We start from the raw sequence: 20,613 nt of genomic DNA, 5'->3' as shown, positions 1-20,613 counted from the left end.
TGGCCGCCGCACCCCTGCCGCGCCCCGCACCCTCCTGGCCGCCGCGCTCCTGCCACGCCCCGGGCGGCCGGTGATCAAGGGCGGATGGTCGCTCGTTGATCTCCGACCGCGACCATGTGCCCTTGATCGCGGGGCTCGGCGGCGTGCGCGTGGTCGACTGGTGGGACGGGTCGGCGAATCGGGGCGACGCGCGGGCGACGGGGCGCGAACTGCGCAGCAGCCTGCATCCCGCGCTGACGACCGACGGTCGTGCATGCAGCGAGCCTCAGCGTGGGCGTCGGCGCGCGATCCGCGTTCCGCGGAACGCCGCGAACCGCGCACCAGCCGGCATTCGCGCAGGTGGTGGCGCCCCGCGCACGTGCGGACGTGTGCGAGCAGCCAACAGGTGCGCAAGCCACTGGTGGGCGTTGAAAAACCACGAGTGCAGACCGTGGCTCGCACGACTGTCGCTGTGCGATCGCGTTCCGCGGAACGCAGCGAACACGCACCTGCCGTGACCCGCGCAGGGCGTGGGGCCCGCGTACGCGCTTCTGATCAACCGGTGCGCGAACCGCCGGCGGGTGCGCGGCCGGGAGGCTGCGCGCGGGTGTCACGCACGACCGCGTTCCGCGGAACGCCGCGAACTGCGCACCAACCCGCCGTCCCGCGCATGTCCGGACGTGCGCGAACGGCCAACAGGGAGGCGCGAAGCCCGGTCCGCTCCCGCTGCGCCCGCCCCACTCCCGGCCCGTCCCGCCCCGGCGCTCATCAAGGGCGAAAGGCCGCGTCCGGAGATCATCGAGCGACCATCTCCCCTTGATCACCGGTTGGGCAGGGCGGGCGGAGCGGGGGCGCGACGGGACGGAGGCGCGACGGGCGGGTGGGGGCGAATGTCAGGCTTCCGCCGCCGGCAGGTACCGCCGCATCCTCGCCAGCAGGTCCTCCACCCCCAACCCGGGCGGTAGGGGGGTGCCGGTGAGGGTGCGCAGGTACAGGCCGTCCCCCACGAGCTGGGCGAGCCAGGCCAGCACCGGGTCCTCGAGCTCGTCCCGGAGCGCGGCGAAGGCGTCGGCGTCCACCACCGCCAGCGCGTCGCGGACCTCCTGACCGGTGGAGCTGCCGTCGGAGATGCGCAGGACCGCGAGGTAGGTGCGCGTGACGCCGCCGGGGGTGCCGCCGCCGGGTGCGGAGGTGCGCAGGTAGTAGGCGACGGCGCCGTCGGGGGCGCTGCGGATCGCGTCGGCGTCGGCGGCGCTGCGCTCGCGCAGGCGGTCGAGCAGGCCGGTGACCAGCGCGTCCTTCGACGCGAAGTGGTAGAGCAGCCCGCCCTTGGAGACCTCCGCCGCGGCGGCGACGGCGTCGAGCGTGGCCGATCCGGGGCCGTGGTCGATCAGGAGCGTCTCGTAGGCGTCGAGCACGCGGTCCCGGGCTCCGGTCATCGTCGGAGTCTAGGAGGGGTGGGGTGCGCCACGACGGCGCCCGGCCGGGAATGTCTATACCGTCCAGACGGTACAGTCCTGACGTGACCGCCACCGTCCTCTCCCCCGCCGCGCCGCCGCGCGCCGGTGCACGCGCCTGGCTCGGCCTCGCCGTGCTGTTCCTGCCCACGCTGCTGGTGGCGATCGACAACACCGTCCTGGGCTTCGCCCTGCCCGCGATCAGCGAGGCGCTCGCGCCGTCGGCCGTGCAGCAGCTGTGGATCGTCGACGTCTACCCGCTCGTCCTCGCCGGCCTGCTCGTCACGATGGGCACGCTCGGCGACCGCATCGGGCGCCGCCGCACGCTGCTGATCGGGGTCGCCGGGTTCGGCGCGGTTTCCCTGGCCGCCGCCTTCTCCACGGACGCCGCGCACCTCGTGGCCGCGCGCGCCCTGCTCGGGTTCTTCGGCGCCATGCTCATGCCGGCGACGCTCGCCCTGCTCCGCACGCTGTTCCCCGACCGCGGGCAGCGCCGCCTGGCCGTCGCGATCTGGGCCACGGGCTTCGCGGCGGGCGCGGCCGTCGGCCCGATCGTCGGCGGCCTGCTGCTCACCCACTACTGGTGGGGCGCCGTGTTCCTGGTGAACGTGCCGCTGATGCTGCTGATCCTGGTGCTCGGCGCGGTGCTGCTGCCCGAGTCGCGGATGGCCGCGCCGGGGCGGCTCGACCCGCTCGGCGTGCTGCTCTCGCTGCTCGCGATGGGCCCGGCCGTGCTGGCCGTGAAGACCGTGGCGCACGACGGCATCACCGCGACGGCGGTGCTCGCGCTGCTCGTCGCCGCCGCCTCGGCCGTGCTGTTCGTCCGGCGGGCGAGGGCGCGGATCGCGGCGGGCGAGGAGCCGCTGCTCGACGTCACCCTGTTCGCGTCCCCGGTCCTGCGCCTGTCGGCACTGGCCAACGCCACGACGATGTTCGCGCTGACGGGCCTGCTGTTCTTCTCCGCGCAGCACCTGCTGCTCGTGGCCGGCCTCGACCCCCTCGACGCCGGGCTGGTCCTGCTCCCCGGCTTCGCGACGACCATGGTCGCCGGTCTGGTGGCCAGCCGGCTCGCCCGGCGCTTCCCGCTGCGCGTGCTCGTGCCCGCGGGGCTGCTGCTCGCCGCGGCCGGCTACCTGCTGGCCGCGACGCCCGAGGTCGGCCTGCTCGCCGTCGCGGCGGTGCTCGTGGGCGCCGGGATCGGGCTCTCGGAGACGATCACGAACGACGCCATCCTCGCCGCCGTCCCGGCCGACCGCGCGGGCTCGGCGTCGGCGGTGTCGGAGACGGCCTACGAGATCGGCGCCGTGCTCGGCACCGCGGTGCTCGGCAGCGTGCTCGCCGCGGCGTACCGCGCCGGCGTGGTCGTGCCGACCAGCATCGGCCCGGACGGGGCCGACGCCGCCCACGAGACGCTGGGCGGGGCGGTCGGCACCGCCGCCCGCGTGCCCGGCCACGACGGGCAGGCGCTGCTGGACTCGGCCCGCGCCGCGTTCGACGCCGGGGTCGGCGTCACCGCGCTCGTCGGCGCGGCGGTGATGGTCGCGGTCGCCGCGGTGGTGGCGCTCGGCCTGCGCCCGGGGGTCAGCAGGACGGGGGTCAGCGGAACGCCGCGATGACCGGCGCCATCCGCTCCAGCGGCGCGGCGTCGACCAGGCCGGGCAGCCGCACGACCACCTCCCCGACGCCCGCCTCGGCGAGCTCCCGGAACCGCCCGACGTGGTCCTCGACGGTGCCCGCGTGCACCGAGGCCGCGTAGCGGGCCGGGTCGGCGCCGCGCGGGCGCAGCCGGTGCACCAGCGCGTCGACCTCGGCGGCGTCGGTGCCGACCAGCGCCGTCGACAGGTGGGAGAGCGCGACCTCGCGCCCGCTCTCCGCGCAGTGCGCGCGCAGCACCGCGGCCTTGCGGGCGACCGTGGCGAGGTCGCCCAGCACGTTGGCGACGTCCGCGTGCTGCGCGGCGAGGCGCAGCGTGCGCCGCTCGCCCCCGCCACCCAGCACGATCGGGACGCGCTCCTGCAGGGGGCGCGGGTACGCGGCGGTGTCGGGGAGGTCGAGCACCCGCCCGCGGAACGGCGCGCCGCCCGGGCCCCACAGCACCGGCAGCGCCCGCAGCGCGTCCTCCAGCAGCGCGTAGCGCTCGGCCACCGGCGGGAACGCGTAGCCGTAGGCGCGGTGCTCCGCGGCGAACCAGCCGAGGCCCAGCCCGCACACCGCGCGCCCGCCGCTGAGCACGTCCAGCGTCGCGACGATCTTGGCCAGGAGACCGGCGTTGCGGTGCGTGACGGCGGTGACGAGCGTGCCCAGCCGCACCCGCTCGGTGCACGCGGCCAGCCAGGCGAGCGTCGTCCAGCTCTCGCAGAAGTCGTCCCACGCGCGGCCCACCTGCGGGATCTGCCGGAAGTGGTCCATCACGTACACCGCGTCGAAGCCGACGGCCTCCGCGGCGACGGCGATCTCGCGCAGCCGGGTCCGCAGCGTCGCCGCGCCGCCCCCGAACTCGCCGAGGTGCAGGGCGAAGCGCAGCTCGACCGGCCGCTCGGCCTGCCGCGCCGCGGCCTCCCCGCTCCTCGCGAACGCCGGCGGCACCACCCGCACGGGCTCCGGCGCGAGGACGTCGTCGAAGCCCTCGGCCCCCAGGGCGTCGCGGACGGCGGGCCAGGCGCGCAGCTGCGCGGTGAGCGCGGCGGCCGGGACGGGGTGCGGACGGGCGCGGTTGCGGGCCCGGCACACCGCGGCGGGGGTGTCGAAGGCGACGGCCACGCACGCCGTGCCCCGCGCCCGGGCGAGGTCGCGCCAGCGGGCGCGGCGCTCGGCGTCGAGCCCGGTCGTGTCGACGACCGTGGTCAGCCCGCGCGCGACCCGGCGGGCGACGACCTCCTCCAGCAGCGCGAACGCGTCGGCGCTGGCCGCGATGTCGTCCTCGCCCGCCCCGACGACGGCGCGCAGCCGGTCGGAGGACACGACCTGGTCGACGGGGAAGTGCGCCGCCGCCCACGTCGACTTCCCGGATCCGGGCGGCCCGGCCAGCACCACCAGGCACGGCGCGGGGAGCCGGACCACCGGCTCAGATCTGGCGCTTCGGGATCACCGGCTGGGTGCTGATCTGCGGCTCGACGACGGGCCGCGGGGCGGGCGCCGAGCGCTCGGCCAGCCGCTCCTGCACCTGCTCGGAGACCTGGTCGGCGCGGCGGCGCTCCCGCACGCGGATGAGCACGAGCATCGAGATGCCGTAGGCGATGCCCAGCACGAGCAGCACCACCCCGAGCTTGACGACGAACGTCTGCAGCGGCTCCTCGCCGTCGGCGAAGTCGGCGACCGAGATGATCGCCAGCACGCCGAGGGTGATCAGGTGGAACAGCACGGACAGCAGCAGGTTCACCGACCGCGTGACCTTGGCGTCCTGGAACACCTCCTGCAGGAAGGGTTCGCCCGCCGTGACCAGGAGCCGGCCCACCAGGAACGTGAGCGCGATGGACACGACGAGCAGCGTGACGTACATGCCGGTGTCGCTCATGGTGTGCGCGCTCCCTCGGTGCGACCGGATACGCACGAAACGCTACGCGGGGCGACGGCGGCGGTCCACACGGAGCGCGCACGGCGGCGGCACCGCCACAACGTCGCGCTCGTCACTACGGCGCCATCGGGAATAGCGCGCTGACCACTTCTGAATCGATTAGTTGATCGGTCCTGTGAGTCAATCGACATCGGCCAGCGGTGGGGAAAGCCGGACACCGCCGGTACCGTCGCTATTCATCTTCGACAGGCACGTCCGACCCGTTCCGGCTCGGGCGTGCGCAGCGTTCCCGCAGAACCCGGTCCGCCGGTGAGGAGACAGGACGACATGACAGCAGCCACCGTGCCAGGGCTCGACGAGGCGCCGACCGACAACACGCGACTGCTCTCGTGGGTCCGCGAGGTGGCCGAGCTGACCACGCCGGACCGCGTCGTGTGGGTCGACGGGTCCGAGGAAGAGTGGGAGCGGATGACGTCCGCTCTCGTCGAGGCCGGCACCTTCACGCGACTCGAGAAGAAACCGAATTCTTTCTACGCGGCTTCCGATCCCGATGACGTGGCGCGCGTCGAGGAGCGCACGTTCATCTGTTCCGCCGAGCCGTCGGGTGCGGGCCCGACGAACAACTGGGTCGATCCGGCCGAGATGAAGTCGACGATGTCGGAGCTCTACCGCGGCAGCATGCGCGGGCGCACGATGTACGTCATCCCGTTCTGCATGGGCCCGCTCGACGCGACCCCGCCGATGCTGGGCGTGGAGATCACCGACTCGGAGTACGTCGTCGCGTCGATGAAGATCATGACGCGGATGGGCGCCACCGTGCTCCCGCTGTTCTCCGACCGCGGCGACTCCTTCGTCAAGTGCGTGCACTCCGTGGGCGCCCCGCTCGAGCCCGGCCAGGCCGACGTCGCGTGGCCCTGCAACGAGACCAAGTACATCTCGCACTTCCCCGAGACCCGCGAGATCTGGAGCTTCGGCTCCGGCTACGGCGGCAACGCGCTGCTGGGCAAGAAGTGCTACGCCCTGCGCATCGCCTCGGCCATCGCCCACGACGAGGGCTGGATGGCCGAGCACATGCTCATCCTCAAGCTCATCTCGCCGGAGGAGAAGGCCTACTACATCGCCGCGGCGTTCCCGTCGGCCTGCGGCAAGACCAACCTCGCGATGCTCCAGCCGACCATCCCCGGCTGGCGCGCCGAGACCGTCGGCGACGACATCGCCTGGATGCGCTTCGGCGAGGACGGCCGGCTCTACGCCGTCAACCCGGAGTTCGGCTTCTTCGGCGTCGCGCCGGGCACCAACTGGAAGACCAACCCCAACGCGATGCGCACCATCGAGGCGGGCAACGCGCTGTTCACCAACGTCGCGCTCACCGACGACGGCGACGTGTGGTGGGAGGGCCTCGAAGGCGATCCCCAGCACCTGACGGACTGGAAGGGCAACGACTGGACGCCCGAGTCCGGCACCGACGCCGCGCACCCCAACTCCCGCTACACCGTGCCGATCGGGCAGTGCCCGGTCGTCGCGCCGGAGTGGGAGGACCCCAACGGCGTGCCGATCTCGGCGATCCTGTTCGGCGGGCGCCGCAAGACCACGGTCCCGCTGGTCTCCGAGGCCCGCGACTGGCAGCACGGCACCTTCATGGGCGCCACGATGTCGAGCGAGAAGACCGCGGCCGCGGCCGGCGGGCTCGGCCAGGTCCGCCGCGACCCGATGGCGATGCTGCCCTTCCTGGGCTACAACGTCGGCGAGTACTTCCAGCACTGGGTGAACATCGGCAAGGGCGCCGACGCCGACAAGCTGCCGAAGATCTTCTACGTCAACTGGTTCCGCCGCGGTGACGAGGGCCAGTTCCTGTGGCCCGGGTTCGGCGAGAACAGCCGCGTCCTCAAGTGGTGCATCGAGCGCATGGAGGGCACGGCCGCGGCCACCGAGACCGCGATCGGCTACGTCCCGACGTCCGACCAGATCGACCTCGAGGGCCTCGACGCCGCCGTGGCCGACATCGACGCCGCGCTGACCGTCGACGTCGAGGAGTGGAAGGCCGAGATCCCGCTCATCGAGGAGTGGTTCGACAAGATCGGCGACGGCCTGCCGACGTCGATGCGCGACGAGCTGGAGGCTCTCAAGCTCCGCCTCGGCGCCTGACCGACCCGCACGGCCCACCGGCCCGCCACGCACCCGCGTGGCGGGCCGGCGCGCGTCCGGGGTCCGGCGACGGGCCCGGACGGTTGATCACGGTGCCGCGACGATGGCGCGACAGCGTCGGTGGTCGGACCTACTATCCCTGGCGACCACCGATCGTCGCTGCGATCCAGCGGGAGCAGACGCATGTCAGAGTCGACCAGCCGACCACCCCGTGACCAGGACGGGCTCCGCGTCAACGCGTGGAACCTGCTGCTCCTGGTGCCGTTCCTCATGCTCGTCACGCCCTGGTTCAACTCGGTCGAACCCGAGCTGTTCGGCATGCCGTTCTTCTACTGGTCCCAGTTCGCCTGGGTGCCGGTCGGCGTCGTCTGCGTGGCGATCGTCTACGTGATGACCCGCGACGAGCCCGCACCGGTCGCCCCCGGCACCGCGGCCGACGTCGACGACCTCGACGAGGGGGCCCAGCGATGATCCAGTGGACCGAGCTGATCGTCTTCGCGGTGCTGTTCCTGGTGGTCACCGTGATGGGCTTCCTCGCCTCGCGCTGGCAGCGCGGCGACACCCTGGAGCACCTCGACGAGTGGGGCCTGGGCGGGCGCAAGTTCGGCGCCTGGATCACCTGGTTCCTCGTCGGCGGCGACCTCTACACCGCCTACACCTTCGTCGCGGTGCCCGCGCTGCTGTTCGGGGCGGGCGCGATGGGCTTCTTCGCGCTGCCCTACACCGTCGTCCTCTACCCGCTGGTGTTCCTGCCGGTGCTGCGGCTCTGGTCGGTCTCGCGGGTGCACGGCTACGTCACCCCCGCCGACTTCGTGCGCGGGCGCTACGGCTCGTCGCTGCTGGCGTTCCTCGTCGCGATCACCGGACTGCTGGCGACGATGCCCTACATCGCGCTGCAGCTCGTCGGGCTCGAGGCGGTGCTGCGCACGATGGGCCTCAACGGCAGCGGGCTGCTCGGGCACCTGCCGCTGCTCGTCGCGTTCATCATCCTGGCCGTCTACACCTACCAGTCGGGCCTGCGGGCACCCGCGCTGATCGCGTTCGTCAAGGACATCCTGATCTACGTCGTGATCCTGGTGGCCATCGTCTACCTGCCCGCGAAGTTCGGCGGCTGGGGCGCGATCTTCGACGCGGCCGACGCGAAGTTCCAGGCCACGGAGTCGCCCGCCGACGGCGTGCTGCTCACGGCCAACAACCAGCTGCAGTACATCACCCTGGCGCTGGGGTCGGCGCTGGCGCTGTTCCTCTACCCGCACTCGCTCACGGGCATCCTGGCCTCGCGGGGGCGCAACGTGATCAAGCGCAACATGATGGCGCTGCCGGCTTACTCGCTGCTGCTCGGCCTGCTCGCGCTGCTGGGCTACGTGGCCATCGCCGCGGGCGTCACACCGATCACCAACAACGCCACCGGCCGCCCCGACACCAACACCATCATCCCGGTGCTGTTCGACAACGAGTTCGGTTCGCTGTTCGCGGGCCTGGCGTTCGCCGCGATCGGGATCGGCGCGCTCGTGCCGGCCGCGATCATGTCGATCGCCGCGGCCAACCTGTGGACGCGCAACATCTACAAGGAGTACCTGCGCAAGGACGCGACGCCGAAGCAGGAGGCGCAGCAGGCCAAGATCGCGTCGCTGGTGGTCAAGTTCGGGGCGGTGCTGTTCATCGTCGCGGTCGACCCGCAGTTCTCCATCGACCTGCAGCTGATCGGCGGCGTGATCATCCTGCAGACGCTGCCCGCCGTGGCCATCGCGGTCTACACGCGCTGGCTGCACCGCTGGGCGCTCGTCGCCGGGTGGGTCGTGGGCATGGGCTACGGCCTGTACCTGCTCTACACGATCCCCAACGCGGCCGCGGGCCGCGCGCACTTCGGCGGCTCGGCGCTCGCGCTCGACAAGATCAACCTGCTGGGCTGGCAGCCGTTCGCCGGCTCGACGGTGCTCATCTACGTCGGGTTCGTGGCGCTGGTGTGCAACCTCGTGGTCGCCGTGCTCGTGACGTTCGCCCTCAGGGCGGCCGGCACGGCCGAGGGCAGCGACCAGACCTCGCCCGCCGACTACCACGCGGACGAGGGATCCGACCGGCTCAAGCCGGTCGCGGCCGACCTGCACTGACCGCTGGTCGCATCGGATCGACCGCCCGGCGACGTCGATGATCGACGTCGACGCGCCGTGGCGGTCGGCCGCGATGAGACGGGTGCCCCGTTGCGCCGTTCACTCGAACGAGTGGCCGGACACCGCCGAGAGTGACCTTTCGGCGGCGCGTGATTGCCCCGCCACTCGTCAGGGGTGCAACATTCTGTGGACCCCTGCGATACGAAGGGTGATCGCTGCCACGCCGGGCGGCGACAGTCGGAGGTGACCGCGGTGATGGATGTCGGACCCGGGAGCGCGCACGACCGTGCGTCCGCCGGAGAGGACGCCGAGGACCTCCTGGTGTTCGTCGACCGCCTCGCGGCGGCGGCCCAGGACGAGGCCACCACGGCCCGGGCCAAGGAGCAGATCGGCCGCACCGTCCGGGCCGGGTCCACGCCCCCCGGGCTGCGCCGCCTGGCCGAGGCACTCGCGGCATCGGTCGCGGAGGTCCCGCCCGCCCAGCGCCACCCGGTCGACGACCCGACCTCGGTGGTCGCGGCGATGCGCGGCACGGCGCTGGTCGTCCTCGACGAGGCGGGCCCGTCCGCCGTCGCCGCCGCGGTGTCCGCGCTGGTCGCCGACGGCCGCCGCGTCGTCGTCACCGCCGAGACCGACGCGGAGCTCGACGCGGTGCGCAGCGACATGGCCACCGGCCGCACGGTCGACGCCCTGCCCGACGTCCCGCACGGCGAGCTGCGCGAGCTGCGCCGCCTGCTGGCCACCTCCACCGCGGCCGCACGGGCCCGGGCCGGGCAGGACCTGCCCCCCGCCGACGCCCTGCCGCCCGTCGACGACGTGCGCCGGCTCAGCCGCCAGGCCGTGCAGGCCGGGCGCCCGGACGACGCGGGCACCGTCGTCCCCGCACTGCTCTCGCGCGTGGAGCCCGACCGCCGGGAGGCCGTCACCTCGATCGCGCGGTGCGTCACCGTGCGGCTCGACGCGCTCGGCACCCGCCGCCAGTCGCCGTGGGAGTGGGAGCTGCTCGGGCACCTGATCCACACGCGGCACCGCGCCGTGTTCGACCGCACGCACGAGGACGTCGCGCAGGCCGCGACGATCGCCCACCAGCGCCGCGACGCCCCGCCGGTGTCGTTCCTCGGCCCGCTCCCGGCCGACGCCGTCGACCTGCTGTGCAACTACTACGAGTTCCTCGAGTCCGGCGGCCGCGCCCGCGCGTACTTCCGGCCCTCGGCCCAGCGCGACGTCCAGCCCGTGCTGCGGCGCATCCGCGTGGCCGACCGGGAGCCGGTCACCGCCCCGGACGTGCTGCGCGTGCTCGACCACATGGAGCTCACCGAGCGCCTGGGCCGGATCGTCGCCGGGTGCGCCGAGATGGGCGTCCCGGCCCCGCGCGGGCCGCTCGACCTGGCCCCGCTGGCCGAGCGCCTGGCCCTGGTGGGGGCCGCGGCCCGCTCCGTGGGCTCACTGCGCCACGACGTGCTGTTCCTCGCCGCCGACTCGCCCCTGTCGGTGCCCGACGTCGACTCCGCGGCGCGCGTCTCGGCCGCGATCCTCGACTACGAGGAGCACGGGTCGGCCGCGGAGGCCGCCCACAAGCTCGACACGATGGCCGACCGGCTCGCCGAGCGCGCCGCCGGCACCGTCACCGCCCCGGAGCACCACCAGGCCGTGGCCGCCCTGCGCCGCCGCGACGCCGACGCGTACGAGCAGGCCGTCGACGCGCTGGGCGCGGCCCGGCGCGAGCTGCGCGACGAGGTCCGCCGCACGACCCTGCTCGGGCGGCTGCGGGCCACCGCGCCCGCGCTGGCGGCCGCGTGGGACGAGCTGCACGAGCACGACTCCGGCGCCTACGGCCTGGCCTGCTTCGTCCGCAGCCAGACCCTGCTCGGCGCGCTGCCCGCTCCCGACAGCGCCGACGTCGTCGTCGTCCTCGGGGCGGCCCAGCTCGGCGTCGAGCGGCTCCTGCTCACGGCCGTCGCGCCGCGGATGATCGCGGTGGTGGCGCCCGACGATCAGCCCGAGGGCTCGCCGTCGCTGCTCAGCGTGCTGCAGCGCGCGTCGGCGCTGCTGATCCAGGGCCGTCCGGCCGAGCCGTCGCCGGCGGGCCGGGTCGTGCAGTTCCACCCGGGCGGGCGCGCCGGGGCGGTGTCGGCGGTGGGTCAGGCCGGCGCCTGAGCCTCCAGCAGGGCGATCGGGTCCGCGCCGTCGGAGGTGCGGGCCCACCCGCCGTCGACGGGGCGGTACAGCGTCCAGTGGCCGGCGCCGTCGACGCGGAGCCGCGCCAGCGGCCTCGACGACCACTCCACGTCGAGCTCGGGACGGGCGGGGGCGCGGCGGTCGAGGATCGTCACCTCGCTGCCGTGCACGGTGTAGCCGATCCGGCGGTGCTCGCGCTCCCGCTCCGGGATCCGCGCGGCGCACCACCGCGACAGCGCGTGGCGGATCTCCTCCGGCAGGTCCATGACGAGCATGCTCCCCCGGCACTACGGTCGACGCCATGGGAGAGACGCACGAGGTGAGCCGGTTCGGGCACGTGGAGCTGGCCGACATGCCCGACGACCTGCGCGAGCGGATCGGGGCGATCGCGGAGAAGTCGGGCTTCGTGCCCAACGTGTTCCGGGCGCTGGCCCGGCGGCCCGCGGAGCTGCGCGCGTTCCTCGACTACCACGACGCGCTGATGGAGTCCTCCGACGGGCTGAGCAAGGCCGAGCGCGAGCTCGTCGTCGTCGCGACGTCGGGGGCCAACAGCTGCACGTACTGCGTGGTGGCGCACGGCGCGATCCTGCGGGTGCGCACCAAGGACCCGGAGATCGCCGACCGCGTCGCCACCAACCCCTACGGCGTGGCGCTGTCGCCGCGCGAGCGCGCCATCGTCGACCTGGCCCTGCTGATCGCGGTCGACTCCGCGGCGCTCACCGACGCCGAGCTCGACGACGCCCGCCTGGCGGGGCTGTCGGAGGACGAGATCTGGGACATCGGCGCGATCACCGCGCTGTTCGCCATGTCCAACCGGCTCGCGCACCTGACGGCCCTGCGACCCAACCCGGAGTTCTTCCTGATGGGGCGGCTCCCCCGCACGTGACCGCGCCCGTCGGATGACCCGGCGCAACCGCGTCGACCCGTGGGGCGACCTGCACGCCGACCCGGCGCGCGGGAGGTTCACCGGCAACCGCGGCTGCCTGGTCGACGACGACGGTGCGCTGGTCCGGCACCACCGGGGGCACCTCTGGATCGCGTGCGTCACGCGGTTCCGGGACCGGCGGGTCGGGCTCGCCCGGCCCGGCCGGTGGACGCCCCTGTTCTTCCTCGACGACGCCGTGGCGCTCGCCGCGGGCCACCGGCCCTGCGGCGAGTGCCGCCACGGCGCCTACCTGGCCTACCGCGAGGCGGTGGCCGCGGCCGTCGGCGCCCCGGTGCGGGCGGGCGACCTCAACCGGGCGCTGGCCGCCGAACGCCTGGACCGGGAGCGGCTGCACCGGGGCCGGGGGTGGGGCCTCGACCGGGCCGCCCACCGGCGCACCTGGCTCGGCGCCGACCTGCCCGACGGCACCGTCGTCGTCACCGACGGGCCGCGGCTCGTGCGGGGCGGGCGGCTGCTCGCCTTCTCCTTCGACGGCTGGCACGACCCCGTCCCCCGGCCCCGCGGCGCGCTGAGGGTCCTCACCCCGCCGACGTCGGTGGCCGCGCTGGCCCACGGCTACGTGCCCGAGGAATAGGTCGCGCACGACATGGTTGGGTCGGGACATGGCCTACGTGAACGTCGGTACCGAGAACTCCGCCCCGATCGACCTCTACTACGAGGACCACGGCTCCGGCCGCCCGGTCGTCCTGATCCACGGCTGGCCCCTGTCGGGCCGCTCCTGGGAGGCCCAGGTGCCCGCCCTCGTCGAGGCCGGCCACCGCGTGATCACCTACGACCGGCGCGGCTTCGGGAAGTCGTCGCAGCCGTGGGACGGCTACGACTACGACACCTTCACCGAGGACCTGCACCAGCTGCTGGTCCACCTCGATGTCACCGACGCCGCGCTCGTCGGGTTCTCGATGGGCGGCGGCGAGGTCGTCCGCTACGCCGCGAAGCACGGCGACACCGGCCGCGTGAGCCGGATCGTGCTGGCCGGCGCCGTGCCGCCGTACCTCTACAAGAGCGACGACAACCCCGACGGCGGCCTCGACGACGCCACCATCGAGGCCTTCGAGAACGGCGTGCGGACCGACCGCCTCGCGTTCCTCGAGAACTTCACGACGAGCTTCTTCTCCGCGAACGGCGCGCTCACGGTGAGCGAGGACCAGCGCGTCTACGCCAAGGCCATCGCCGCCGGCGCCTCACCCAAGGGCACGCTGGACTGCATCACCGCGTTCGGCCGCACCGACCTGCGCGAGGACGTCGCCGCGATCACGCTGCCCACGCTCGTGATCCACGGCGACGCCGACGCGATCGTGCCGTTCGAGGTCAGCGGCAAGCGCAGCGCGGAGGCGATCGACGGGAGCGAGCTGGTGGTGATCGAGGGCGGCCCGCACGCGATCAACGCCTCGCACCCCGAGGAGTTCAACCGAGCGCTGCTGGAGTTCCTGGCGAAGTAGGGTCCACCGGCTTGTGCAGCACCCGGGCCAGGAACTCCCTGGTCCGGGGCTCGCGCGGGTTGCCGATCACGTCGGCGGGCGGGCCCAGCTCCACCACGAGTCCCCCGTCGATGAACAGGACGCGGTCGGCCACCTCCCGCGCGAACTGGATCTCGTGGGTGACCACGAGCATCGTCATCCCGTCGCGCGCGAGGCCGCGCATGACGTCGAGGACGTCGCCGACCAGCTCCGGGTCCAGCGCCGACGTGGGCTCGTCGAACAGCATCACCGACGGGTCCATCGACAGCGCCCTGGCGATCGCCACGCGCTGCTGCTGACCGCCCGAGAGCTGCGAGGGCTGGGCCGAGCCGCGCTCGCCCAGGCCGACCCGGTCGAGGTTGGCGCGGGCCACCCGCTCGGCCTCCGCGCGGTCGCGCCCGAGCACCCGGCGCTGCGCGATCGTCAGGTTGTCCAGCACCGACAGGTGGCTGAACAGGTTGAACGACTGGAACACCATCCCGACCGACCGGCGGGCCTCGTCGATCTCGCAGTCGGGGTCGGTCATCTCCCGGCCCTCGACGACGACGGACCCGCTGGTCGGCGTCTCCAGCAGGTTGACGCAGCGCAGCAGCGTCGACTTGCCCGAGCCGGACGGCCCGATGATGCAGACGACCTCGCCGGGGGCGACGGTGAGGTCGATGCCGCGCAGCACCTCGACCGACCCGAACGACTTGTGCAGGTCCGTGATCTGCACCGCGGCGTCCGCGGTGCCGGTGCTCGTGCCCCCGGCGCTCCTGCCCGCGGTGCTCATACCTCTGCCCCCTTCGGCGTCCCCGCGCTGCCGTACCGGCGCTCCAGCCGGCGGGCGAGGTAGGAGAGCGGGATGGTGATGATCAGGTAGCACAGCCCGACGACGAGCAGCGGGGTCATGCTGCGCACCTGGTTGAGCGCGGCCCGCCCGAACTGCGCCAGCTCCTGCTGCTCCAGCGTCGTGCCGAGCAGGAACGCGAGCGACGAGTCCTTCGTCAGCAGGATCAGCTCGTTGGTTAGCGGCGGCAGGACGGTGCGGAAGGCCTGCGGGATCACGATGAACGCCATCGTCCGCGTCGGCGACATGCCCAGCGAGCGCGCCGCCTCGACCTGCCCGGCGGGCACCGCCTGGATGCCCGCCCGGATCGTCTCGGAGATGTAGGCCGAGCCGACGATGCCCAGCGCCAGCGTGATCGACAGCGTGCGGTCGAGGTTGGACCCGAACGCCAGCGGGATGCCGAACCCGATCGCGATCACCACGAGCAGCGCCGGCAGCCCGCGGAAGAACTCGATGTAGGCCCCGGCGGCGTAGCGGTACACGCGCACCGACGACAGCCGCATCAGCGCGAGGACCAGGCCCAGCCCGAGCGCCAGCAGGAACCCCAGCGCCGTGAAGACGATCGTGTTCTTCAGCGCGACGGTGAGGACGTCCGGGAACAGGCTCGCGGCGACCTCGAGGTCGAAGAACGACCGGCCGATCTGCGCCCAGTCGGCGGTGAACGCCACGACCAGCAGGATCGCGACCGCGATCGCGTACTGGACGCCGCGCCCGGCCCGGGCCCGCTGGCGTCGGGTGAGTGCCATCGGTGGGTCAGCCCTGACCGGCCGCGGGGAACCACTTGGCGAACAGCTCGTCGTACGTGCCGTCGGCCCGGGCGTCGGCGATGGCGCCGTTGATCGCCTCCAGCAGCGCGGTGTTGCCGGTCTTGACCGCGTAGCCGTACTGCTCGCCGGTGTCGAACTCGGTGGTGACGGCGAAGCCCGGGTTCTTGCCGGCGAAGTCCAGCAGCGGCGCGTTGTCGTTGATCGCCGCGTCGACCTCGCCGGTCTGCACGGCGGTGAGCAGCAGGCCGATGTCGTCGAAGGTCACGAGCTCGGCGCCGGAGAGGTTCTCGGTGGCGTACTGCGCGCCGGTGGTGCCGTTCTGCACGCCGAGGCGGCGGCCGGTGAGCTGCTCGGCGCCGGCGATGTCCGAGCCGGGCGGCACCAGCAGGGCCTGGGTGGCGTCGAAGTAGGGGTCGGAGAAGTCGAGGTTCTCGTCGCGCACCGGGGTGATCGTCATGGCCGCGGCGCCGAGGTCGCAGAGGTTGGTGTCGAGCGCGATCCCGGACTGGATGTTGTCGAACGGGGTCTCGACGATCTGCTGGGTGACCCCGAGGCGCTTCGCGACCAGGTCGACGAGGTCGACGTCGAAGCCGACGATCTGGTCGCCCTGGCGGAACTGGAACGGCTCGTAGGGCAGCTGGGTGCACGTCGTGAGCTGGCCGGACTGGATGAGCTCCACGCCACCGGCGGCGGCCGGGGCGGCCGTCTCCCCTCCGCCGCACCCCGCGAGGGTGACGGCGAGAGCGGCCGCCAGTGCGGCCGGGGCGGAGCGACGGAGACGGACGGGCACGGGGACCTCCACAGTGGTGTGAGTACCGCCGGGATGGTGCCACCCCGTCACGTTCGCGACACCCTGGAGCCGGTCACCGTTGGGTGAAGTCACTGTCCGTGATCCCTTCGGGCGCGCGTGTGATCTGCGGGGCAGGAACGGGTATGCCGGGGAACCACGCGGCGCCACACGGGCGTTGACCGTCGTGAGTGCACCATTCCCCACTGGAGGACGACATGGCCCTGATCCGACGACTCGCCACCCTGGCCACCGCCGCCGAGGCGGCGCGCCGGTACGCGAAGAGCAACCCGGACAAGGCGGGCAAGTACCTCGACCAGGCGGCCGCCTTCGTCGACAAGCAGACGAAGGGCCGCTACCGCACCCAGATCGACGGGGTCGCGAAGAAGGCCAAGGGCGTGGCGGGCCTCCCGACCGGCCCCGGCGCCACGGGCAACGGCCACGGCCCCTACGCCCAGAACCCCCCGGCGTACGGCCCGCCGCCCACCTACGGCCACGACGCCCCCACCCAGGTCACGCCGCCCACCGGCGACCCGACCACCCCGGGGTACCGCCCGCCGCAGCCGGGCCCGCGCGAGCACGGCGCCTGACCGGCGCGTCCCCCGGCCCGGGTGCGGGGCCGGGGGACCGCGGTGCTCCCCCGCGGGCGTCCGCTCGTGCCAGGATGTCGGGGAAGAGCCGACACGTGTGCGGGCCCACACCCCGGTGCCCGCGCACGCCGGCCCCGCCGTCCCGCGCCCGGCCACGAACCGGTCCGGGCCGAACCAGCGAGGAGCACCCGTGTCCGCACCGCAGGACTGGACGCCGCCGACGTCGTCCACCCCGTCGTCCCGCCCGGGCCCCGATCACGTCGTCGCCGGACTGAAGGGCACCGACGAGGGCGGAGCCGACCTCGTCCAGCTGCTCACGCCCGAGGGCGAGCGGGTGCCCGACCCCCGCTTCGACTCCTACGCGGCCGACGTCGACGTCGAGGCGCTGAAGGACCTCTACCGCGACCTCGTCCTCGTCCGGCGCTTCGACCGCGAGGGCAACGCGCTGCAGCGCCAGGGCCAGCTCGGGATCTGGGTGCCGCTGCTCGGCCAGGAGGCCGCGCAGATCGGCGCCGGCCGGGCGATGGCGCCGCAGGACATGGCGTTCCCGTCCTACCGGGAGCACGGCGTCGCCTGGGCGCGGGGCGTCGACCCCACCGAGCTGCTCGGGATCTTCCGCGGCACCGACCACGGCAGCTGGGACCCGAAGGCCACCGGCTTCCACCTCTACACGATCGTCATCGGCAACCAGTGCCTCAACGCCACCGGGTACGCGATGGGCCAGAAGTTCGAGGGCAAGGTCGGCGACGGCCCCGACAGCGAGGCCACCATCTGCTTCTTCGGTGACGGCGCCACCAGCCAGGGCGACGTCCACGAGGGCTTCGTGTGGGCCGCCGTCTACGACGCGCCGGTCGTCTTCTACTGCCAGAACAACCAGTGGGCCATCTCCGAGCCCACCGAGCGCCAGACCCGCGTGCCGCTCTACAAGCGCGCGCAGGGCTACGGCTTCGACGGCATCCGCGTCGACGGCAACGACGTGCTCGCCTGCCTCGCCGTCACCCGCTGGGCGCTGGAGGAGTGCCGCACCGGCAACGGACCGGTGCTCATCGAGGCCTTCACCTACCGGATGGACGCCCACACCACCTCCGACGACCCCACCCGCTACCGCCTCGCCGACGAGCTGGAGCTGTGGAAGCTCAAGGACCCGATCGAGCGGGTGCGCGTGCACCTGGTGCGCTCCCTCGGCGTCGAACCGGAGTTCTTCGACGGGGTGCAGGCCGAGTCCGACGCCCTCGCGGCGCGGTTCCGGCAGCACTGCGTCGACATGCCCGCGCCCGGGCCCGAGCGGATGTTCTCCCAGGTCTACGCGGAGGGCTCGCCCGCCGTCGACGCCCAGCGCGAGGCCTTCCTGGCGTACCACTCGTCCTTCGAGGGGGTCTGACATGGCCGTGCTGACGATGGCGAAGGCGATCAACGACGGGCTGCGCGCCGCGATGGAGCGCGACCCCAAGGTGCTCGTGATGGGCGAGGACGTCGGCAAGCTCGGCGGCGTCTTCCGCGTCACCGACGGGCTGCAGAAGGACTTCGGCGAGCAGCGCGTGCTCGACACCCCGCTCGCCGAGAGCGGCATCATCGGCACCGCGGTGGGCCTGGCGATCCGCGGGTTCCGGCCGGTGTGCGAGATCCAGTTCGACGGGTTCGTGTTCCCCGGCTACGACCAGATCGTCTCCCAGCTCGCGAAGCTGCACTTCCGCTCGCAGGGCAGGGTGCCGGTGCCGGTGGTCGTGCGGATCCCGTTCGGCGGGGGCATCGGGGCCGTCGAGCACCACAGCGAGTCGCCCGAGGCGCTGTTCGCGCACGTCGCGGGGCTCAAGGTCGTCGCCTGCTCCAACGCGAGCGACGCCTACTGGATGATCCAGCAGGCGATCGAGAGCGACGACCCGGTGATCTTCTTCGAGCCCAAGCGGCGGTACTGGGAGAAGGCGGAGGTCGACCTCGCGGCCACCCCGACGCCGCTGCACGCCTCCCGGGTGGTGCGCCCCGGCTCGTCGCTGACGCTCGCCGGGTACGGCCCGGTGCTCAAGACCTGCCTGGAGGCCGCGTCGGCCGCCGAGGCCGACGGCCACGACCTCGAGGTCATCGACCTGCGCACGCTCTCGCCGCTCGACCTCGGCCCCGTGTTCGACTCGGTGCGCCGCACGGGCCGGCTCGTCGTCGTCGCGGAGGCGCCGTCGGAGACGTCGGTGGCCTCCGAGGTCTGCGCGCGCGTGCAGGAGGAGTGCTTCCACTCCCTTGAGGCGCCGGTGCTGCGGGTGACGGGGTTCGACACCCCGTACCCGCCGTCGAAGTGCGAGGAGGACTACCTCCCCGACCTCGACCGGGTGCTGGACGCCGTCGACCGCTCGATGGGCTGGTGACGGCCGTGTTGCGCGAGTTCGCCATGCCCGACGTCGGTGAGGGGCTCACCGAGGCCGAGGTCGTCACGTGGAACGTGGCCGCGGGCGACGTCGTCACCGTCAACCAGATCCTGTGCGAGATCGAGACGGCCAAGGCGGCCGTCGAACTGCCGTCGCCGTACGCGGGGACGGTCGGGCAACTGCTGGTGGAGCCGGGCCAGACGGTCGCCGTCGGGTCGCCGATCATCAGCATCGAGACGGGGGAGGCGGCGCCGGCGGCCGCCCCGTCCCCGGCGCCCGCCGCCGCGGACGAGGAGCAGGGCGCGAAGATCGGGGAGCCGGGCAAGGACGGCCGGATCGCCAACCTGGTGGGCTACGGCCCGCGGCCCGGGGCGTCGACCCGTCGGCCGCGTCGGGGGGCGCCGGCCGCCGCACCCACCCCCGCCGCCGCCGCAGCCGCTCCCGCCGCACCCACCCCAGCCCCCGCCGCCGAGTTGCAGGAAAGCCACGTTCACGCAACGGGGCTGCATGAACGTGGCTTTCCTGCAACGGGGGCGGGCGGGGCCGCGACGGGCGGGGCCTCGACGGGCGGGGCCGCGACGGGCGGGGCGGGCGCGGGGACGGGCGGGGCCGCGAACGGCTCCGCCGTGCCCCTGGCCAAGCCCCCGGTCCGCAAGCTCGCCCGCGACCTCGGGGTGGACCTGCGCACCGTCACCCCCACCGGCCCCGGCGGCGTGATCACCCGCGAGGACGTGCAGGCCCACGTCGCCGCCCCCGCGGCCCCGGCCCCCGCCACCGCCCCCGCGGCGTCGACCGGCGGCGTCCGCCGCGAGCCGATCCGCGGCGTCCGCAAGCACACCGCCGCGGCCATGGTGAGCAGCGCGTTCACCGCACCGCACGTCACGGAGTTCCTGGCCGTCGACGTCACCGCGACGATGGCGCTGCGCGACCGCCTCCGCGCCACCCGCGAGTACGCCGAGGTGAAGCTGACGCCGCTGGCGTTCGTCGCCAAGGCCGTGTGCCTGGCGGCGCGCCGCACCCCGGAGATCAACGCGAGCTGGGACGAGGCCGCGGGCGAGATCGTCTACTACGACCGCGTCCAGCTCGGCATCGCCGCCGCCACGCCGCGCGGGCTGATCGTGCCCAAGGTCCGCGACGCCGACACGCTCACCCTGCACGGGCTGGCGCAGGCGCTCGGCGAGCTGACGGCCACCGCGCGGTCGGGGAAGACGCCGCCCGCCGACCTGGCCAACGGCACGTTCACGATCACCAACGTCGGCGTGTTCGGCGTCGACACCGGCACGCCGATCCTCAACCCGGGCGAGGCCGGGATCCTGGCCGTCGGCGCGATCAAGCCGACGCCGTGGGTGGTCGACGGCGAGCTGGCGGTGCGCACGGTGTGCCAGCTCGCGCTGTCGTTCGACCACCGCCTCGTCGACGGCGAGCAGGGCTCGCGCTTCCTCGCCGACGTCGGCGCGCTGCTCACCGACCCGGCGCTGGCCCTCACCTGGTAGCGC

General features: G+C 73.7%; 19 protein-coding genes. 12 read left to right on the top strand and 7 right to left on the bottom strand.

The annotated features are described in order from the left end of the window. Positions 1-872: 872 nt before the first annotated feature. A complete protein-coding gene (locus HOP40_RS09400) occupies positions 873-1,418 on the bottom strand; it encodes a TetR/AcrR family transcriptional regulator (protein ID WP_172156748.1) in 546 nt (181 codons plus the stop codon). Positions 1,419-1,501: 83 nt separating this feature from the next. On the opposite strand from HOP40_RS09400, the gene HOP40_RS09395 reads away from it, so the two are divergent. Further along, positions 1,502-3,052: an MFS transporter gene (locus HOP40_RS09395; protein WP_240157598.1), complete on the top strand. Its 1,551-nt coding sequence runs from the start codon at positions 1,502-1,504 to the stop codon at positions 3,050-3,052. Here HOP40_RS09395 and HOP40_RS09390 read toward each other — a convergent pair. Both HOP40_RS09390 and HOP40_RS09385 read right to left on the bottom strand, forming a co-directional pair. Further along, positions 3,033-4,496: a TIGR03560 family F420-dependent LLM class oxidoreductase gene (locus HOP40_RS09390; protein ID WP_205347137.1), complete on the bottom strand. Its 1,464-nt coding sequence runs from the start codon at positions 4,494-4,496 to the stop codon at positions 3,033-3,035. The genes HOP40_RS09395 and HOP40_RS09390 overlap by 20 nt on opposite strands. A 4-nt stretch (positions 4,497-4,500) precedes the next feature. Next, entirely contained in the window at positions 4,501-4,950 is a 450-nt protein-coding gene (locus tag HOP40_RS09385) for a hypothetical protein (protein ID WP_172156744.1), read from the bottom strand. Positions 4,951-5,277: 327 nt separating this feature from the next. On the opposite strand from HOP40_RS09385, the gene HOP40_RS09380 reads away from it, so the two are divergent. From HOP40_RS09380 to HOP40_RS09365, 4 genes are all read left to right on the top strand, one after another. Next, positions 5,278-7,095 (top strand): phosphoenolpyruvate carboxykinase (GTP), encoded by a 1,818-nt coding sequence (locus HOP40_RS09380; protein WP_172156742.1) that lies wholly within the window; start codon positions 5,278-5,280, stop codon positions 7,093-7,095. A 183-nt stretch (positions 7,096-7,278) separates the two neighbouring features. Beyond that, positions 7,279-7,566 carry a DUF3311 domain-containing protein gene (locus HOP40_RS09375; protein ID WP_172156740.1) on the top strand — a complete coding sequence of 96 codons (288 nt, stop codon included), beginning with the start codon at positions 7,279-7,281 and terminating at the stop codon, positions 7,564-7,566. Beyond that, a complete protein-coding gene (gene mctP, locus HOP40_RS09370) occupies positions 7,563-9,206 on the top strand; it encodes a monocarboxylate uptake permease MctP (protein WP_172156738.1) in 1,644 nt (547 codons plus the stop codon). The genes HOP40_RS09375 and mctP overlap by 4 nt, the downstream gene beginning before the upstream one ends. 255 nt (positions 9,207-9,461) lie before the next feature. After that, positions 9,462-11,363, top strand: a complete 1,902-nt coding sequence (locus tag HOP40_RS09365; RefSeq protein ID WP_172156736.1) for a hypothetical protein — start codon at positions 9,462-9,464, stop codon at positions 11,361-11,363. Here the strand turns inward: HOP40_RS09365 and HOP40_RS09360 are convergent. Further along, the gene (locus HOP40_RS09360) at positions 11,348-11,650 is read right to left on the bottom strand and encodes a DUF3024 domain-containing protein (RefSeq protein ID WP_172156734.1); all 303 of its coding nucleotides are present in this window, start codon (positions 11,648-11,650) and stop codon (positions 11,348-11,350) included. The two genes, HOP40_RS09365 and HOP40_RS09360, sit on opposite strands and share 16 nt — an antisense overlap. A 35-nt stretch (positions 11,651-11,685) precedes the next feature. Between HOP40_RS09360 and HOP40_RS09355 the strand changes: the two genes are divergently transcribed. Genes HOP40_RS09355 through HOP40_RS09345 form a run of 3 tightly spaced genes read left to right on the top strand, consistent with a single transcriptional unit; the run spans position 11,686 to position 13,769 of the window. Next, positions 11,686-12,270 (top strand): peroxidase-related enzyme, encoded by a 585-nt coding sequence (locus HOP40_RS09355; protein WP_172156732.1) that lies wholly within the window; start codon positions 11,686-11,688, stop codon positions 12,268-12,270. Positions 12,271-12,283: 13 nt separating this feature from the next. Then, the gene (locus HOP40_RS09350; protein ID WP_172156730.1) at positions 12,284-12,904 is read left to right on the top strand and encodes a hypothetical protein; all 621 of its coding nucleotides are present in this window, start codon (positions 12,284-12,286) and stop codon (positions 12,902-12,904) included. 28 nt (positions 12,905-12,932) lie between these two features. Beyond that, positions 12,933-13,769 (top strand): alpha/beta fold hydrolase, encoded by an 837-nt coding sequence (locus HOP40_RS09345; protein WP_172156728.1) that lies wholly within the window; start codon positions 12,933-12,935, stop codon positions 13,767-13,769. Here HOP40_RS09345 and HOP40_RS09340 read toward each other — a convergent pair. From HOP40_RS09340 to HOP40_RS09330, 3 genes are read right to left on the bottom strand one after another with little or no spacing between them, the layout of a single operon-like run. Beyond that, the gene (locus HOP40_RS09340) at positions 13,735-14,559 is read right to left on the bottom strand and encodes an amino acid ABC transporter ATP-binding protein (RefSeq protein ID WP_172156726.1); all 825 of its coding nucleotides are present in this window, start codon (positions 14,557-14,559) and stop codon (positions 13,735-13,737) included. The genes HOP40_RS09345 and HOP40_RS09340 overlap by 35 nt on opposite strands. Then, complete coding sequence (locus HOP40_RS09335; protein WP_172156724.1) at positions 14,556-15,362, bottom strand: amino acid ABC transporter permease; 807 nt, start codon at positions 15,360-15,362, stop codon at positions 14,556-14,558. Before HOP40_RS09335 ends, HOP40_RS09340 begins: the two co-directional genes overlap by 4 nt. Before the next feature lie 7 nt (positions 15,363-15,369). Further along, complete coding sequence (locus HOP40_RS09330; protein ID WP_240157597.1) at positions 15,370-16,173, bottom strand: transporter substrate-binding domain-containing protein; 804 nt, start codon at positions 16,171-16,173, stop codon at positions 15,370-15,372. Positions 16,174-16,388: 215 nt separating this feature from the next. On the opposite strand from HOP40_RS09330, the gene HOP40_RS09325 reads away from it, so the two are divergent. The 4 genes from HOP40_RS09325 (at position 16,389) to HOP40_RS09310 (ending at position 20,610) form a co-directional block, all read left to right on the top strand. Beyond that, the gene (locus HOP40_RS09325; protein WP_172156722.1) at positions 16,389-16,760 is read left to right on the top strand and encodes an antitoxin; all 372 of its coding nucleotides are present in this window, start codon (positions 16,389-16,391) and stop codon (positions 16,758-16,760) included. Positions 16,761-16,950: 190 nt separating this feature from the next. Further along, complete coding sequence (locus tag HOP40_RS09320; RefSeq protein ID WP_172156720.1) at positions 16,951-18,141, top strand: thiamine pyrophosphate-dependent dehydrogenase E1 component subunit alpha; 1,191 nt, start codon at positions 16,951-16,953, stop codon at positions 18,139-18,141. 1 nt (position 18,142) lies between these two features. Further along, positions 18,143-19,117 carry an alpha-ketoacid dehydrogenase subunit beta gene (locus HOP40_RS09315; RefSeq protein ID WP_172156718.1) on the top strand — a complete coding sequence of 325 codons (975 nt, stop codon included), beginning with the start codon at positions 18,143-18,145 and terminating at the stop codon, positions 19,115-19,117. 23 nt (positions 19,118-19,140) lie between these two features. Next, the gene (locus HOP40_RS09310; RefSeq protein ID WP_172168114.1) at positions 19,141-20,610 is read left to right on the top strand and encodes a dihydrolipoamide acetyltransferase family protein; all 1,470 of its coding nucleotides are present in this window, start codon (positions 19,141-19,143) and stop codon (positions 20,608-20,610) included. Positions 20,611-20,613: the final 3 nt, after the last annotated feature.

Source organism: Pseudonocardia broussonetiae, from assembly GCF_013155125.1.
Taxonomy (GTDB): domain Bacteria; phylum Actinomycetota; class Actinomycetes; order Mycobacteriales; family Pseudonocardiaceae; genus Pseudonocardia; species Pseudonocardia broussonetiae.
This window is presented reverse-complemented; position numbering and strand designations above follow the sequence as displayed.